This window comes from Nocardioides sp. SYSU D00038, from assembly GCF_016924665.1.
GTDB lineage: Bacteria > Actinomycetota > Actinomycetes > Propionibacteriales > Nocardioidaceae > Nocardioides.
In genome coordinates this window covers 1-16,630 of the sequence record NZ_JAFFJT010000013.1, presented here as the reverse complement: position 1 = coordinate 16,630, position 16,630 = coordinate 1, and the positions used below count along the sequence as shown (strand labels likewise).

General features: G+C 73.6%; 12 protein-coding genes. 6 read left to right on the top strand and 6 right to left on the bottom strand.

Annotation, left to right across the window (positions count from 1 at the left end; all coding sequences use genetic code 11):
• Nucleotides 1-6: 6 nt before the first annotated feature.
• From JT721_RS06830 to JT721_RS06805, 6 genes are all read right to left on the bottom strand, one after another.
• Nucleotides 7-999, bottom strand: a complete 993-nt coding sequence (locus JT721_RS06830; RefSeq protein WP_205472208.1) for a glycosyltransferase family 2 protein — start codon at nt 997-999, stop codon at nt 7-9.
• Nucleotides 974-1,171, bottom strand: a complete 198-nt coding sequence (locus JT721_RS06825; RefSeq protein WP_205472207.1) for a hypothetical protein — start codon at nt 1,169-1,171, stop codon at nt 974-976. The genes JT721_RS06830 and JT721_RS06825 overlap by 26 nt, the downstream gene beginning before the upstream one ends.
• Nucleotides 1,172-1,287: 116 nt before the next feature.
• Nucleotides 1,288-3,774, bottom strand: a complete 2,487-nt coding sequence (locus tag JT721_RS06820) for a lipopolysaccharide biosynthesis protein (RefSeq protein WP_205472206.1) — start codon at nt 3,772-3,774, stop codon at nt 1,288-1,290.
• A complete protein-coding gene (locus JT721_RS06815; RefSeq protein WP_205472205.1) occupies nt 3,771-6,098 on the bottom strand; it encodes a hypothetical protein in 2,328 nt (775 codons plus the stop codon). The genes JT721_RS06820 and JT721_RS06815 overlap by 4 nt, the downstream gene beginning before the upstream one ends.
• A 58-nt stretch (nt 6,099-6,156) precedes the next feature.
• Nucleotides 6,157-7,275: a glycosyltransferase family 4 protein gene (locus tag JT721_RS06810; RefSeq protein ID WP_205472204.1), complete on the bottom strand. Its 1,119-nt coding sequence runs from the start codon at nt 7,273-7,275 to the stop codon at nt 6,157-6,159.
• A 76-nt stretch (nt 7,276-7,351) separates the two neighbouring features.
• Nucleotides 7,352-8,296: a heme o synthase gene (locus JT721_RS06805; protein ID WP_205472203.1), complete on the bottom strand. Its 945-nt coding sequence runs from the start codon at nt 8,294-8,296 to the stop codon at nt 7,352-7,354.
• A gap of 108 nt (nt 8,297-8,404) precedes the next feature.
• Between JT721_RS06805 and tkt the strand changes: the two genes are divergently transcribed.
• From tkt to pgl, 6 genes are read left to right on the top strand one after another with little or no spacing between them, the layout of a single operon-like run.
• A complete protein-coding gene (tkt, locus tag JT721_RS06800; RefSeq protein WP_205472202.1) occupies nt 8,405-10,507 on the top strand; it encodes a transketolase in 2,103 nt (700 codons plus the stop codon).
• Between the two features lie 56 nt (nt 10,508-10,563).
• On the top strand, nt 10,564-11,670 hold the full coding sequence (gene tal, locus JT721_RS06795) for a transaldolase (RefSeq protein WP_205472201.1): 1,107 nt from the start codon (nt 10,564-10,566) through the stop codon (nt 11,668-11,670).
• Complete coding sequence (pgi, locus tag JT721_RS06790; protein ID WP_205472200.1) at nt 11,667-13,346, top strand: glucose-6-phosphate isomerase; 1,680 nt, start codon at nt 11,667-11,669, stop codon at nt 13,344-13,346. Before tal ends, pgi begins: the two co-directional genes overlap by 4 nt.
• Nucleotides 13,343-14,887: a glucose-6-phosphate dehydrogenase gene (gene zwf, locus JT721_RS06785; protein WP_205472199.1), complete on the top strand. Its 1,545-nt coding sequence runs from the start codon at nt 13,343-13,345 to the stop codon at nt 14,885-14,887. Before pgi ends, zwf begins: the two co-directional genes overlap by 4 nt.
• Entirely contained in the window at nt 14,884-15,801 is a 918-nt protein-coding gene (locus JT721_RS06780; protein ID WP_240340293.1) for a glucose-6-phosphate dehydrogenase assembly protein OpcA, read from the top strand. Before zwf ends, JT721_RS06780 begins: the two co-directional genes overlap by 4 nt.
• Complete coding sequence (gene pgl / locus JT721_RS06775) at nt 15,798-16,532, top strand: 6-phosphogluconolactonase (RefSeq protein ID WP_205472198.1); 735 nt, start codon at nt 15,798-15,800, stop codon at nt 16,530-16,532. The genes JT721_RS06780 and pgl overlap by 4 nt, the downstream gene beginning before the upstream one ends.
• The last annotated feature ends 98 nt before the right edge of the window (nt 16,533-16,630 follow it).

Sequence of the window (16,630 nt, the reverse complement as noted above, 5' to 3'; positions counted from 1 at the left end):
GGACCCTCATCCGGCCCGTCCCGCCGCCGCGGTGCGGCCCATCCGGGAGCCGAGTCCCAGGCGGCCGCGCAGGTAGCCGACCGAGGTCCAGGCCAGCGCGGTGACGATGCCGGCCGCCCCGCGCCAGCCGGCGGCGCGGCCGCGCAGGCCGCGGGCGAGCTCGCGGCGGACGCCGGCAGTCAGCACCCGCCGCACGTAGTCGCGCTCGGTCGACGTCGCGTCGCCGGCTCCTACGAGCCGGGCCATGGCCGCCTTCGAGAGGCCCTCGCCCATCGAGCGGCTGCGGAGGTAGGCCCAGGTGGTGCGCGGCTCGGTGACGTGGTGGTGCACCACCGCGGCCGGCTCGAAGACCACCCGTGCCCCCGGCACCCGCTGGGTGAGCCGGATGCACAGCTCGGTCTCCTCGCAGCCCAGCGGGATCGTGCCGACCCGGCCGGCGGTCTCGTCGAAGCCGCCGACCTCCGCGAAGACCGAGGTGCGGAACGACATGTTGCAGCCCATCAGGTTGCGCACGTCGGAGCGGCGGGTGGGCTGCCCGACGTAGGTGCAGCCGATGACCCAGTCGAGCTCGGGCGCGAGCTGATCGGGTCGCCCCCGCCCCGCCGGCCAGACCGGGCTGGCTGAGCCGCCCACCGCCTGCACCCGCGGGTCGTCGTACGCCGCCAGGAGCAGCTCGAGCCACCGCGGCTCGGGGGTGGCATCGTCGTCAAGGAAGACCGTGACCTCGCCGCGGGCCAGGGCCACGGCGGTGTTGCGGGCGCCGGACAGACCCTTGGTGAGCGTGTTGGGCACCACCCGGACGCCGGTGAGCTCACGCTCGCAGCGAGCCTGGAGCGCGGGGTTGTGGTCGATGACCACCAGCACCTCCAGCGGCGCGACCGTCTGGGACCGGACGCCGGCGAGGCCCGAGACGATGTCGTCCCAGCGGTCCTCGGTGTAGGCGCAGACGACGACGGTGGCGGTGGGGCGGGCCTCAGGCCGTCGCGGCGCGGGACTCACCCGGTGCCCTCCGGCTCTCGCCGTCGCGCTGGCGGCGCACGAGCGTCACGGTCATCCGGAACCTGCGGCACTCGCAGGCCGCGCAGTCGGTGCCGCGGCGGTAGTGCTGGTGCGCCTCGGACGCGTGGCCGCAGCGGCACGTCGAGAGCGACAGGGAGCGGTGGAACAGCACCGCTCCAGTCTGGCAGAGCGGGCCGGGCCGGTGGGCCGGTTCCCGTGGAATCCGTCGCCCCGTCCGTGGCCCCGTCCCTCGCCCCGTCCGTTGCCTGGTCCGGGGCTCGGCGGCGATCACCGAGCAGGATGGAGCGCCCGGTCGCGCTCCGTGGTCCAGCGCCGCAGCGCCCCGTAGGTGAGGTTCGGCCGCAGCTCCTCGTCGAGCAGCGTCCACGAGGCCGGGTCCCAGCGCGTCGGGTGGAGGTAGTACCAGGAGAAGCCCACGACGTACGGCGAGCAGGTGACGGCGTCGAGCGCCTGGCCGACGTACTCGGCGCGCAGGTCGTCGGCCACGGGCGCCGACCCGTCCTCGCCGGTGGTGCTGTAGCCGAACTGGCTGACGTACATGTCGAGGCCGGCGTCGCCGTTGTCCTTCATCACCTCGCGCAGCCCGCGGAAGCCGGTGAAGTTCTCGTCGACGAGCCCCGAGCCCGGCTCGTCGTAGACGCGGGCCTCGTCGACCTCCTCCGGCGGTGCCCCGCCCGAGAACGGCTGCACGCCCAGCAGGTCGAACGGCGAGACGTCGGAGCCGGTCTCGTGGAGCGCGTCGTAGAGCCGCTCCAGGTAGCCGATGTCGTTGCCGATCAGGCCGCCCGCGATCACATGGGCGTCCGGGGCGACCTCCTGGACAACCTCCCACGACACCTGGAGCAGCGCGGCGAAGGCGGCCGGGTCGGGCCCGGTGGTCCAGAACTTGCGGTCGTCGGGACCGGGCCAGACCTCGACGTAGTCCACCGGCCCGGCGTGCCGCAGCGTGGCCCGCACCAGGTCGGCCCAGGCCGCGAGCTCCGGTGCCGAGAGCGGCGGGTGGTAGCGCTCGCCCGTCGGCCGGTCGAGGGCCCAGTCGGGCATGCCGACCAGCGAGAGGCGGACGCCGAGGCCGGCCCCGCGGGCGGCGTCGAGGAACCGGTCCAGGCCGGTGAAGTCGTCGGGGCCGCCCTCGGTCGGCCGCACGACGCGGAACGACACCGAGGTCGAGACCACCGTGGCGCCGGCCTCGGCGGCCGAGGCGACGAGTCGCTCGACCTCGGCCTGCGGCCGTAGCGGGGCGGCGGGGTCGCCGGTGGCCGGCTGCACGCCGAGGTCGAGCGCCGGCCCCGGGCGGTCGGCCGAGACCCGGCAGCTGACGGTGCTGGTGCTCGGCCGCTCCTCACCCGCGGGCGGGCCGGCGCGACCGGCGACCACCACGCCGACCCCGACCACCACGACGACGAGGGCGGCGGCCCCGACGACCTGGGGGGTGGCGCGGCCGCCGTCGTCGCGGCGCAGCAACGCCAGCGTGGGGCGCCGCCAGGTCAGGCCGCCGAACGCCTGGCGCAGCCACGGGATCGCGGCGACCGCCTCCAGGGCCATCGCGGCCAGCCAGCCGAGGCAGAGCCCGACGGCGCCGCCCAGCACCGCGCCGGTGACGGCGCCGGCGAGCTCGAAGACCAACGCGCCGACGGCGAGCCGGGTGGCCAGCCGGAACCGCCGCTGCGAGCGCCACAGCGCGACCAGGTGGTCCTTGAAGACCATCCACAGACCGGCGGGGGCGAGGAGGGCGAGGATCACCCACGACTCGGTGGCGTAGCGGCCGCCGAAGATCAGCAGCACCGGCTCCCCCAGCCCCCAGGCGCCCACGCACAGCAGCGCGCTCAGCAGCAGCGAGGCCGGGATCGTGGTCTCCATCGTGGTGCGGAACTCCTCGGTGGAGACGTTCGCACCGTGCGCGAAGAGCGCGGTGGCCAGCAGGTAGGGCGGCAGGAAGACGAACGTCGCCATCTGCCAGGCGATCGCGAACGCGGCGTTGTCGACCGAGAGCAGGGCCAGGCCGGCGACCACCGGCATCATCTGCGAGGCCGCGGCGAGCGAGAGCGTGAGGGCGTGGTTGCGCAGCGCCGGCCCGACGTACGCCGCGACGTCGGCGCGCACGCCCGGCCCGCCCGAGGCGCCCCGCGGCATCCGCAACCGCCACAGCGCGAACGGCACCGAGGCCACCATCGGCAGCACCCAGCACATCTGCAGCACGTGGGCGTCGGTGAGCCCCAGCCCGAGCAGCAGCGCGGTCACCGGGAAGCGCAGGCTCGAGGCCAGCAGGTTGCGCCAGACCTGCACGCTGGAGCGCTTGAGGCCGAGGGCGGAGTCGTCGGCCACGATCGACCAGGCCGCGGCCGCGGCGCCGAGCACGAACGTCGACGCCCCCACCGGGTCGCCCAGCGCCTCGCGGAGGTTGCTGGTCAGCAGCGGCGCGACCGCCACCACGATGCCCGACAGCACCACCGCCGACACGGTGACCACGGCCAGCGAGCGGAGCACCAGGCGCCGCTGGCGGCGCGGGTCGTGGCGGGGCAGCTCGGCGATCATCAGGGTGCCGAGGCCGAGCACGGTGACCATGCCCAGCAGCGTCTGCGCGCTGATGGCGGCGGCGGCGACGCCGACCTCGTGGGCGTCGACCAGGCGAGCCACCAGGATCCAGAAGACCAGGCCGAGCACGGCGCCGGCCACCTGCGCGGTCAGCAGCGAGCGGAACGGCGAGAACACCCCGGACTCGCGACGGACGCGTGCGTCGGTGCCCCCGGTCACGAGCCGGCCCCCGCGTCCTCGGCGCCCACGGCGCCGACCAGCGGCGGCGGGAGCGGGGCGGGCTCGAGCAGGCCCCGGTAGGCGGTCACGACGGCCACCGCCACCGCGGTCGCCCCGATCGCGCCGATCACCACCGCCCAGAGGACGGTCGCGCCAGAGGTCACCGTGCGCGGCGAGGGCCGGGCCGGCGGGGTGAGGCCCACGACCAGCCCCAGGACGAGCACCGCCACGGCCACGCCGAGCGGGGCCGGGAAGCCGGTCGCGACGCCGAGCACGCCCACGACCATGGTGATCGGCAGCACCACCGCGAGCCGCCACAGGTCCCGCGCCCGGAACCGTCGCGGGTCCAGGAGCTTCCCGCGCAGCCCGAGGCCGAGCAGCAGCAGCGCCCCGGAGACGACCACCTGCCAGGGCCGCCACTCCCCCGGCAGCCCCGGCGGCTGGCGGTCGGCGTAGGTCTGCGGCACGCCGCGCAGGGGGCGGACGTCGTAGACGCGCACCGGGCCGTCGAGGGCGAGCTCGATGCCGGGGTGGCCGTCGAACTTGCGCAGCTGCTGCTCGTCGAGACGCATGGCGTCGGGGCCGTAGTCGTTGCTGCCCTCGAAGTAGGAGCCCGAGCGCACCGCCTGACCGAGGATCCGCTCGTCGACGACGACGAAGTCGATCTCGTTGTCCTCGATGAGCGCGAGCTGCTCCTCGCCGAGGGTCCGCGAGATGAACAGCGGCGTGACGTTGGCCAGGCCGGCGGGTTGGGTGACCGGCACGACGTCGGCGAAGTTGGGCAGGAACCGGCTCATCGTGGTGTCGGCGGCGACGTGGGAGTCGGTCGGCAGGTAACGCCCCGCCCACTCGGCCACCGCCACGGTCCGGCTGTCGATCGAGCGCTGCTCGGCGCCGGCGAGGTAGGGACCCGGCACCCGCTGCCAGTCCGGGCCGCTGCCGAGGATGGTGCTGCCGAGCACAAGCACCAGGGCGCCCGGCACGACCAGCACGCCGAGCCGGTGGATCCGCGGGGCCAGCCAGGCGGCGGCGACCACCGCCATCGCCATCGTCACGAACGTCGACGCGCGGTCGCTGATCTCGCCGGCGGTCGCCGAGAAGCGGGCCAGCTGGAGAGCGGGGTAGAGCACCGCCACCAGCAGCGGCAGGTAGCGACCCGCGGTGCGGCCGATGGTGCCGCCACGCCAGGCACGCCAGCCGGCGGGCAGGATCATCGCGCACCAGACCAGGATCGAGGCCGCCATCACCGCGACCTCCCAGGTCGGCGCCGCAGATCCGTCCGTCGCCACGCCCACCTGGCGGGCGCCGTTGCCGTCGAGTGCCTGGAGCAGCTCAGTGGTGGCGGAGTCGAAGATCGGTCCGAGGTAGCTGACCAGCAGCGGCGCGATCAGCGCGGTCCAGGCCGCGGCGACCACCGTGGCGATCTCAGCCGTGACGAGCGTCAGCCGGAACCGGCGCCGCTCCTTGCCGACCCAGAAGAGCAGGGCCAGGCCCCACAGGGTCGCGAGCGTGATCCACGACGTGAGGTGGTGGGTGATCGCCAGCGCCCCCAGGCACACCTGGGCGGCCAGCAGCGGCCTCCAGGGCCGGTCCTCGGGGGAGTCGAAGCCCCGGATCAGCAGGTAGAGGGCCGCCATCAGCATCGCGATGGCGACGGTCTGGTAGGAGAACTGCGCGTTGAAGAAGTAGAACTGCGCGCTGCCGGCGTAGAGCACCACCGCCGCGGCGCCGACCCGGGTGGAGCGACCCAGCCGGCTGGCGAGCAGGAACAGCGCGAGCACGAAGACCAGGCGCGCCACCAGCACCACGAACACCTGGCAGGCGAAGAGCGGCAGCCCGGTCAACCAGTGCACGCCGGCCGTGGCCAGCTCGAGGCCGGGGTAGTGCGGCGAGACCGGCAGCATGCTGTTGGGGGCGAAGAACCCGCCGTCGCCCAGCATCGTGACCAGCGTCGTCACGTGGAGGTTCTCGTCGAACCGGGTCGAGAGCACCGGGTTGCTGAGCAGCCACGAGGCGTACATCAGCACCACGAACGCGATCGAGCCACCGAGGCGCTGGTGGTCGGTGCGGGTCGGCGCGAGCAGCAGGGCCGCGAACGGCGCCACCAGCACCACGAACCCGACGTACCAGAGCACGATCGGCCAGCGGTCGACCTGCTGCCAGCCCAGGGCGTAGCCGACGACCTGGACGAAGAGGCCGACGACCCCGACCAGCGACGCCGTCGCGACCGGCCAGCGGCTCACCGCGCCGGGCAGCGCCGGGACCCGGGGTGGCGGCTCCGCGACGGCGACGGGGCCGCGCGGGGCGTCGAAGTTGCTGGCCATCGGACGGTGCGGCTCTCCCGGCGTGGTCGGACCCGTGGGGGGAGCACCCCTCGGGACGTCAGGCGACGTCCGCGCCCTTCCGCGTGGCGGCCATGATCGCGTCGTAAGTCTGGGCCACACCGGTCACGCACGTCTCCCAAGTGGGCAAATCCTCGCGGGCGGGCAGCACCGGGTCGGACATCTGGCGGGCGATCGCCGCCGCGGTGTCCCGGGGCGAGGCGTCCGCCTCGACGCCCACCGCCCAGCCCAGGTCGGCCAGCTCGATGAGCCCCGAGGTCCGGCTCACCACGACCGGACGGCCGGCGGTGAGCGCCTCCATCACCGCGACCGGGTGGGCCTCGTAGTCGCTGAGCAGGGTCATCACGCCGGCCCGGGCGATGCTCTCCCCCATCGCTGCGCGGTCGACGGGCGGCACGAACCGGACGGTCACCCGGTCGGCGACGCCCAGCCGCTCGGCGAGCGCCAGTAGCTCGGCCTCGTAGGGCCCGGCGCCCAGCACCTCGACCCGCGCCTCGGGCACGGTCTCGAGAAGGTGGGGCAGCGCCTCGACCAGGCGGTGGTGGCCCTTGTAGCGCTCCAGCCGCCCCACGCTGACGACCAGGCCGGGCTCGGGCACGACGCCCGGTGGCACCTCGGGCAGCGAGCCGCCGTTGCGGACGACGGTGACGCGGCCGGGCTCGCCGAGCACCTCGTCGAAGCGGCGGGCCTCGTAGACCGAGACGCCGATCAGGGTGTGCGCGCGGCGCAGCAGCGGGGCCAGCACCCGCCACTGGGTGCCGCGCGCCCGCTCGCGGAAGGCGCTGGAGCTGCCGCCGGTGTGGAAGGTGAGCAGGAACGGCACCCGGCGCAGGATCGCGGCGAGCATCGCCAGCGGCGGCACCAGCGTGTGGACGCCCTGCACGTGGACGACGTCGTAGCGGGCGCGCAGCGCGGCCAGGAACAGCCCCGGGCTGAGGTACCAGTCGCGCGACCGGGGCCAGGCGCGGAACCGGCGCACCAGGTAGCCGTCGACGCGCTCGCGGCGCGGCAGCCGGCCCGACGTGTCGGTGGTGAGCACCTCGAGGTCGTAGCCGCGGGCGGCCAGCCGACCGGCCACCTCGGCAACGTGGTTCTCGATGCCGCCGATCTCGGGCTGGCACCGGGTGGAGATCATCCCGATGCGGGGCGTGCGCGGCATGGCGGTCATCGTGCCAGAGCGGCAGCGCCCGCGACCTCGGTTCGCCGCGACCCGGGCGCGGGACGTGACGAGCGCCTCAACGCTGGATCAGCGGGTCGACCGCGACCGCGACGAACAGCAGCGAGAGGTAGAGGTTGGACATGTGGAACAGCCGCATCGGCTGGATCGCGACGAGGTCCTCGGTGCCGGCGGCCCGTCCCCACATCCGGTGCGCCTCGACGAGGAAGACGGCCCCCAGCACGACGGCCGCCACGGGGTAGAACGGGCCGGTCCCGGCCACGGGCCACAGCAGCAGCGAGACCGCGACCATCACCCAGCTGTAGAGCACGACCCGGCGGCCCACCTCGCGAGCCGGCACCACCACGGGGAGCATCGGAACGTCGACGTTGGCGTAGTCCTCGCGGTAGCGCAGCGCCAGCGCCCAGGTGTGGGGCGGCGTCCAGAAGAACACCACGGCGAACAGCACGACCGGCACCCACGACAGCTCGCCGGTGACGGCGGTCCAGCCGATGAGGGCCGGGAAGCAGCCGGCGAGCCCGCCCCAGACGATGTTCTGGGTGGTGCGCCGCTTGAGCAGCATGGTGTAGCCGAAGACGTAGAACGCGTTGGCCGTCACCGACAGCGCGGCCGAGAGGGGGTTCACCCAGAGCAGGAGGATCGCGGTGGAGGCGACGCCGAGCACGAAGCCGAAGACCAGCGCGGCCCGCGGCGACACGATGTGGCGCGGCAGCGCCCGCCGCCGGGTGCGGCGCATCTGCTCGTCGATGTCCCGGTCGTAGACGCAGTTGAAGACCGAGGCCGAGCCGGCCGAGAGCGCGCCGCCCACCACCGTGGCCAGCACCAGGCCGAGGCCGGGCACCCCGCGCTCGGCGAAGAACATCACCGGCACGGTGGTGAGGAGCAGCAGCTCGATGACCCGCGGCTTGGTGAGCCCGACGTACGCCGAGACCACGTCGCGGACCGTCGCCGGGGCCGCATCGGGGCTGGTGAGGCCCGGACGCGACTGGCCGACGTAGGTCACGGAATCCTCAGCGGGGTTCGGGGAGTGGAGCAAGCGTGAGTCTACTGCCCGGGATGAGTAGGCTCGGCACTGCCCGTGAACTCCCACGTCACGCCCGGAAGGAACCCCGTGACCACTGCTCCTGCGCTCGACTGGACCGAACTCGACCAGAAGGCGGTGGACACCGCGCGCGTGCTCGCGATGGACGCGGTGCAGAAGGTGGGCAACGGTCATCCCGGCACCGCGATGAGCCTGGCGCCCGCGGCGTACCTGCTCTTCCAGAAGGTGATGCGTCACGACCCGGCCGATCCCGAGTGGATCGCCCGCGACCGCTTCGTGCTCTCCTGCGGCCACTCCAGCATCACCCTCTACACGCAGCTCTTCCTGGGTGGCTTCGGGCTCGAGCTCGAGGACCTGCAGGCCCTGCGCACCTGGGGCTCCAAGACCCCCGGCCACCCCGAGCTCCACCACACCCCTGGCGTCGAGGTGACCACCGGCCCGCTCGGCCAGGGCGTCGCCAACGCCGTCGGCATGGCCATGTCGGGCCGCCGCCTGCACGGCCTGCTCGACCCGGACGCTGCGGAGGGCGAGGGGCTCTTCGACCACCACGTCTACGTCATCTGCTCCGACGGTGACCTCGAGGAGGGCGTGAGCGGCGAGGCCAGCTCCATCGCCGGCACCCAGGAGCTCGGCAACATCACGATGATCTACGACCGCAACCGGATCTCGATCGAGGGCAACACCGACGTCGCCTTCACCGAGGACGTCGCCAAGCGCTACGAGGCCTACGGCTGGCACGTGCAGGTCGTCGACTGGACCAACGGCGGCACCGAGTACGTCGAGGACGTCGCGGAGCTGCACGCCGCGATCGGGGCGGCCCGCGAGGTCACCGACCAGCCGTCGCTGATCGTCCTCGACACGATCATCGCCTGGCCGGCGCCCAACGCCCAGGGCACCGAGGCCGCCCACGGCAGCGCGCTCGGCGCCGAGGAGGTCGCGGCTACCAAGAAGGTGCTGGGCTGGGACCCCGACAAGACCTTCGAGGTCCCGCAGGACGTGATCGAGCACACCCGCGCTCTGCGCGAGCGCGGCGCCGCGGTGGCCAAGGAGTGGGACGAACGCTACGCCGCGTGGGAGTCGGCCCACCCGGACCGGGCGGCGCTGCTGCGCCGGCTGCGGGCCCGCGAGCTCCCGGAGGGCCTCGCCGAGGCGCTGCCCACCTTCGAGGCGAGCGAGAAGGGGGTGGCCACCCGCAAGGCGTCCGGCGAGGTGCTCAACGCGATCGCGCCGGTCATGCCCGAGCTCTGGGGCGGCTCGGCCGACCTGGCCGGCTCCAACAACACCACGATCGAGTCCGCGCCGTCGTTCATCCCCACGAGCCGCGAGACCGAGGAGTGGAAGGCCGACCCCTACCAGGGCCGGGTGCTCCACTTCGGCATCCGCGAGCACGGCATGGGCGCGATCATGAACGGCATCGCGGCCGACGCGCTCACCCGCGTCTACGGCGGCACCTTCCTGACCTTCTCCGACTACATGCGGGGTGCGGTCCGGGTGGCGGCACTCAGCCAGCTGCCCGTCACCTACGTGTGGACCCACGACTCCATCGGCCTGGGCGAGGACGGCCCGACCCACCAGCCGATCGAGCACCTCGCGGCGCTGCGCGCGATGCCCGGGCTCGACGTCGTCCGTCCGGCCGACGCCAACGAGACGGCGGCGTGCTGGCAGACGATCCTGTCCCACAGCGACCGCCCGGCCGCGCTGGCGCTGACCCGGCAGAACGTGCCGGTCTTCCCGCGCGGCACCGACGGCTTCGCCGACACCAGCCACGTCCACCGCGGCGGCTACGTCCTGGTCGACGCCGACAGCAGCACTCCCGACGTCGTCCTCATGGGCACCGGGTCGGAGGTCCAGCTGGCCGTCGAGGCCAGGAAGCTGCTGGCGGCCGACGGCATCTCCGCCCGCGTCGTCTCGCTCCCCTGCCTGGAGTGGTTCGAGCAGCAGGACGCCGCCTACCGCGACACGGTGATCCCGCCGATCGTCAAGGCGCGGGTCTCGGTCGAGGCCGGCGTCAAGCAGGGCTGGCGCGAGTACGTCGGCGACCACGGCCGGATCGTCTCGATCGACCGCTACGGCGCCTCGGCGGCGTACGCCCGCATCTACGAGGAGCTCGGCGTCACGGCCGCGGCCGTGGCCTCCGCCGCCCGCGACAGCATCGCCTCGGTGTCCGGCTGAGATCCAGCCCACCGGGTACATCCCCCACAACCCCTGACCACGGGAGAGGAACCACCATGAGTGACCGTCTGAAGGCACTGTCCGACGCAGGCGTGTCGATCTGGCTCGACGACCTGTCGCGCGAGCGCATCGAGACCGGCAACCTGGCCGACCTGGTCGCGGAGAAGTCGGTGGTCGGCGTGACCACCAACCCGACGATCTTCGCCTCCGCCATCGCCAACGGCGAGCGCTACGACGAGCAGGTCGCCCAGCTGGTCGACAAGGGCGAACCGGTCGACCGGGTCATCTTCGAGCTCACCACCGAGGACGTCCGCAACGCCTGCGACGTGCTGCGCCCCGTGGCCGACGCGACGCCGTACGACGGCCGGGTCTCGATCGAGGTCGAGCCCGACCTCGCCAACGACACCGAGGGCACGCTGGCCTCGGCCCGGGCCCTGTGGGCCGCCGTCGACCGGCCCAACGTGTTGATCAAGATCCCCGCCACCAAGGAGGGTCTGCCCGCGATCACCGCCGCCACCGCCGAGGGCATCAGCGTCAACGTCACGCTGATCTTCGGCGAGGAGCGCTACCGCGAGGTCATGGACGCCTACCTCACCGGCCTCGAGCAGGCCCGCGAGGCCGGCCGCGACCTCTCCGGCATCAACTCGGTGGCGTCGTTCTTCGTCTCCCGCGTCGACAGCGAGGTCGACAGCCGCCTGGAGGCCGTCGGCTCCGAGGTCGCCCTGGCCCTGCGCGGCAAGGCCGCGGTCGCCAACGCGCTGGTCGCCTACGGCGCCTTCGAGGAGGTCTTCGGCTCCGAGCGCTGGCGCGACCTCGAGGCCGCCGGCGCCAACCGGCAGCGGCCGCTGTGGGCCTCGACCGGCGTCAAGAACCCCGACTACGACGACACCATGTACGTCCGCGACCTGGTGGTCCCCGAGACCGTCAACACCATGCCCGAGAAGACCCTCGAGGCGTTCGCCGACCACGGCGAGGTGCTCGGCGACCTGGTGACCGGCAAGGCCGGCGAGGGCCGCGCGCTGCTGGAGCGCCTCGGTGAGGTGGGCGTCGACTTCCCCGACGTGCTGGTGGCCCTCGAGACCGAGGGCGTCGACAAGTTCAAGAAGTCCTGGACCGAGCTCGTCGAGACCGTGCAGGGCCAGATGGAGAAGGCGAAGGCGTGACCGCAGCGCCGGTCGACCCCACAGCGACGCCGGCCTGGGAGCGGCTGACCGCGCTCGAGGACGGCTTCGCGCCGGACCTGCGGGCGTGGTTCGCCGACGACCCCGAGCGGCCCGGGCGCCTCACGTTTCCGGCCGCCGACCTCCTCGTCGACCTCTCCAAGTCGCTGGTCGACGACGAGGTGCTGGCGGCCCTGCTCGCCCTCGCCGACGAGGTGGGGGTGGCGGAGCGTCGCGACGCGATGCTGCGCGGCGAGCGGATCAACGTCACCGAGGACCGCGCGGTGCTCCACACAGCACTGCGCCGGCCGGCCGGTGCCGCCCTCGAGGTCGACGGCCACGACGTGGTCGCCGACGTCCACGAGGTGCTCCAGCGGGTCTACGCCTTCGCCGACCAGGTGCGCGACGGCACCTGGACCGGTGCCACCGGCGAGCGGATCCGCTCCGTGGTCAACATCGGCATCGGCGGGTCCGACCTGGGCCCGGTGATGGCCTACGAGGCCCTGGCGCCGTACCGCCAGGACGGGCTGGAGTGCCGGTTCCTCAGCAACATCGACCCGACGGACGCGGCCACCACCCTCGCCGGGCTCGACCCCGCGGCCACGCTGTTCATCGTCTCGAGCAAGACCTTCGGGACGCTCGAGACGCTGACCAACGCGCGGCTGTGCCGGCAGTGGCTCCTCGACGGCCTCGGCCACGAGGCGGGCAGCGACGCCGCGGTCGACGCCGTGGCCAAGCACTTCGTGGCCGTCTCGACGGCGCTCGACAAGGTCGCGGAGTTCGGCATCGACCCGGCGAACGCCTTCGGGTTCTGGGACTGGGTCGGCGGCCGCTACTCGCTCGACTCCGCGATCGGCACCTCGCTGGCGATCGCGGTCGGGCCGGAGCGGTTCGCGGAGCTGCTGGCCGGCTTCCACGCGATGGACGAGCACTTCCGCACCGCCGAGCCGGCGCGCAACGTGCCGCTGCTGATGGGGCTGCTCAACGTCTGGTACACCAACTTCCTCGGCGCCGAGACCCACGCGGTGCTGCCCTACTCCCAGCTGCTGCACCGGTTCCCGGCGTACCTCCAGCAGCTGACGATGGAGTCCAACGGCAAGGGCGTGCGCTGGGACGGGTCGCCGGCCACCACCGAGACGGGTGAGGTGTTCTGGGGCGAGCCGGGCACCAACGGGCAGCACGCGTTCTACCAGCTGATCCACCAGGGCACCCGGCTGGTGCCGGCCGACTTCATCGCGTTCGCCAACCCGGCGTACCCCCTCACCGACGACCACGACGGGCACCGCACCGACGTCCACGAGCTGTTCCTGGCCAACTTCCTGGCGCAGACCCGGGCGCTGGCGTTCGGCAGGACCGCCGAGGAGGTGCGCGCCGAGGGCACCGACGAGGCCGTCGTGCCCGCCCGGGTGTTCACCGGCAACCGCCCCACCGCCTCGATCATGGCTCCCGCGCTGACGCCGTCGGTGCTGGGCCAGCTGGTCGCGCTCTACGAGCACATCACCTTCGTGCAGGGCGTGGTGTGGGGCATCGACAGCTTCGACCAGTGGGGCGTCGAGCTCGGCAAGCAGCTGGCCAAGGAGGTCGGCCCGGCGCTCTCCGGCGACGCGGACGCCCTGGCCGAGCAGGACGGCTCGACCCGCGCCCTGATCGCCTACTACCAGGAGCACCGGCGCCGATGACCCCTCCTCCTCCGTCGCCCCGGCGGGCGAACCCGCTGCGCGACCCGCAGGACCGCCGACTGCCGCGGATCGCCGGGCCCTGCGGCCTGGTGCTCTTCGGCGTCACCGGCGACCTGTCGCGCAAGAAGGTGATGCCGGCGATCTACGACCTGGCCAACCGCGGGCTGCTGCCGCCCGGGTTCAGCCTGGTCGGGTTCGCACGCCGCGACTGGGCCGACCAGGACTTCGCCCAGATCGTGCACGACTCCGTGAAGGAGCACGCCCGCACCGAGTTCCGCGAGGAGGTCTGGAAGCAGCTGGCCGAGGGGTTCCGGTTCGTGCCGGGCGACTTCGACGACGACGCGGCGTTCGACCAGCTGCGGCGCACCATCCACGAGCTCGACGAGGTGCGGGGCACCGACGGCAACCACGCGTTCTACCTCGCGATCCCGCCGGGGTTCTTCGGCACCGTGGCCAAGCAGCTCAAGGAGCACGGCCTCACCGACACCGACGGTGACTCGTGGCGGCGGGTGGTGATCGAGAAGCCGTTCGGCCACGACCTCGCGTCGGCCCGCGAGCTCAACGCCGAGCTCGACGGGGTGTTCCCGCCCGAGACGATCTTCCGGATCGACCACTACCTCGGCAAGGAGACGGTGCAGAACATCCTGGCGACCCGGTTCGCCAACAACATGTTCGAGCCGCTCTGGAACTCCAACTACGTCGACCACGTGCAGATCACGATGGCCGAGGACGTCGGCATCGGCGGGCGGGCCGGCTACTACGACGGCATCGGCGCGGCCCGCGACGTGATCCAGAACCACCTGCTCCAGCTGATGGCGCTGGTCGCGATGGAGGAGCCCACGTCGTTCGAGCCCGAGGCGCTGCGGCTGGAGAAGCAGAAGCTGCTCGCGAGCGTGACGCTGCCCCGTCGCCTCGACCTGACCACCGCGCGCGGCCAGTACCTCGCCGGCTGGTCCGGCGGCGAGAAGGTCCGCGGCTTCCTCGAGGAGGAGGGCATCCGCCGGACGTCGACCACCGAGACGTACGCCGCGGTGACCCTGCACGTGGAGAACCGCCGCTGGGCCGGGGTGCCGTTCTACCTGCGCACCGGCAAGCGGCTGGGCCGGCGCGTCACCGAGGTCGCCGTGGTGTTCAAGCGGGCGCCGCACCAGCCGTTCAGCGAGACGGCGGTCGAGGAGCTCACCCACAACGTGCTGGTGATCCGGGTGCAGCCCGACGAGGGGATGACGCTGCGGTTCGGCTCCAAGGTGCCCGGCACCGCGATGGAGATCCGCGACGTCAACATGGACTTCGCCTACGGCGGGTCGTTCACCGAGTCCTCGCCCGAGGCCTACGAGCGGCTGATCCTCGACGTGCTGCTCGGCGACCCGCCCCTGTTCCCGCGGCACGAGGAGGTCGAGCTGTCGTGGCAGATCCTCGACCCCGTGCTGGAGCACTGGGAGCGCAAGGGCAAGCCGGAGCCCTACGCCTCGGGCACCTGGGGCCCGGCGTCGGCCGACGCGATGCTGGCCCGTGACGGACGCACCTGGAGGCGGCCATGACCATGGTCGAGCTGCTCGACACCACCTCCTCGGCGATCGCGGCCGAGTTCGTCCGGTCGCGCACCCGCGCCGGCAGCCCGGCCATGGGCATGGTGATGACGTTGGTGATCGTCGTCGACGAGGACGACGCCGAGTCCGCGATGACCGCCGCGCGGCAGGCCTCCGCCGAGCACCCCGCCCGGGTGCTGGGTGTGATCCTCGGCGACGGCCGGGGTGCCCCGGTCGTCAACGCCCAGGTCGGCACCGGGTCGGGGTGGACCGGCGAGACCGCGCTCATCCGGCTCCGGGGCGAGGTCACCAAGCACCCCGAGTCGGTGGTGCTGCCGCTGCTGCTGCCCGACTCCCCCGTCGCCGTCTGGTGGCCCACCGACGCGCCGGCGGACCCGGCCCGCGACCCGCTCGGGGCTCTGGCCCAGCGCCGGATCACCGACTCGGCCAACGTGAGCAGGAAGAAGTCGACCGCACTGCGGTCGCAGTGCGCGGCGTACACGCGCGGCAACACCGACCTGGCCTGGACCCGGCTCACCCCGTGGCGCGCGCTGCTCGCCTCGGCTCTCGACCAGCACCCGGTCAAGGTGTCGGGCGCCACCGTCGCCGCCGAGCGGCACAACCCGAGCGCCGACCTGCTCGCCGCCTGGCTCGAGGACCGGCTGCGGGTCGACGTCACCCGGACGACCACCGAGGGGCCGGGCGTCACCGAGGTGGTGCTCGAGACCAAGGACGGCCCGATCCGGATCGCACGGCCCGACGGCGTGCTGGCGACGTACTCCTCCCCGAGCCACCCGGACCGTCCGATCGCGCTGCGGCGCCGGGAGGTCTCAGAGCTGCTCGCCGAGGAGCTGCGTCGCCTCGACGAGGACGACGTCTACGCCGCCACCGCCCGGCGGCTCGCCAAGCCGAGGAGGCGCCGATGACCAGCCTAGCCACCCCCGAGCCCCGGATCGAGGTCCACGACGACGCCGACGAGCTGGCCACTGCCGTCGCCGGCGCGCTGCTGGCCCGGCTCGTCGACGCCCAGGCCGACGGCGGCACCGCCCAGGTGGTGCTGACCGGCGGCACGATCGCCGACCTGATCCACCGCGAGGTCGCCCGGCTCGCGCCGGGCTCGGCCGTCGACTGGTCTCGCGTGGTGGTGTGGTGGGGCGACGAGCGGTTCGTCGCCCCCGACTCCCCCGACCGCAACGCCGGCCAGGCCCGCGCCGCGTTCCTCGACGCGGTGGGCGCCCAGGCCCACGAGATGCCCTCCACCGACGACGCCCGATCGGCCGACGTGGGTGCGGCGTCGTACGCCGAACGGCTGCGCGAGCTCGGCGCCGGCGAGTTCGACGTCGTGATGCTCGGGGTCGGCCCCGACGGCCACGTCGCGTCGCTCTTCCCCGGCCAACCCACCCTCGACGTCGAGGACCGGATCGCCGTCGGCGTCACCGACTCCCCCAAGCCGCCGCCGGAGCGGATCTCGCTGACCCTGCCGGCCCTCAACCGGGCCCGCGCCGTGTGGTTCCTGGTCAGCGGCGAGGGCAAGGCCGAGGCCGTCGCCCGCGCCCTCGACCCCGCCACCGACCTCCACGACATCCCCGCCGCGGGCGTCTCCGGCTCCCAGGAGACCCTCTGGTTCCTCGACCGCCCCGCCGCCTCCCGCCTCTGACCCCTCCCCGTCCCCGGGGGGGGGGGGGGGGGGGGGGGGGGGGGGCGGGGGGGGTGGGGGGGGGGGCGGGGGGGCGCGGGGGGGGGGGGAGGGGGGGG

What these genes read in the sequence shown, in the direction of transcription:
- JT721_RS06780 (WP_240340293.1), top strand. Translation starts at nt 14,884, where the DNA reads ATGACCATGGTCGAGCTGCTCGACACCACCTCCTCGGCGATCGCGGCC.
- JT721_RS06815 (WP_205472205.1), bottom strand. Translation starts at nt 6,098, where the DNA reads ATGGCCAGCAACTTCGACGCCCCGCGCGGCCCCGTCGCCGTCGCGGAG.
- pgl (WP_205472198.1), top strand. Translation starts at nt 15,798, where the DNA reads ATGACCAGCCTAGCCACCCCCGAGCCCCGGATCGAGGTCCACGACGAC.
- zwf (WP_205472199.1), top strand. Translation starts at nt 13,343, where the DNA reads ATGACCCCTCCTCCTCCGTCGCCCCGGCGGGCGAACCCGCTGCGCGAC.
- tal (WP_205472201.1), top strand. Translation starts at nt 10,564, where the DNA reads ATGAGTGACCGTCTGAAGGCACTGTCCGACGCAGGCGTGTCGATCTGG.
- JT721_RS06810 (WP_205472204.1), bottom strand. Translation starts at nt 7,275, where the DNA reads ATGCCGCGCACGCCCCGCATCGGGATGATCTCCACCCGGTGCCAGCCC.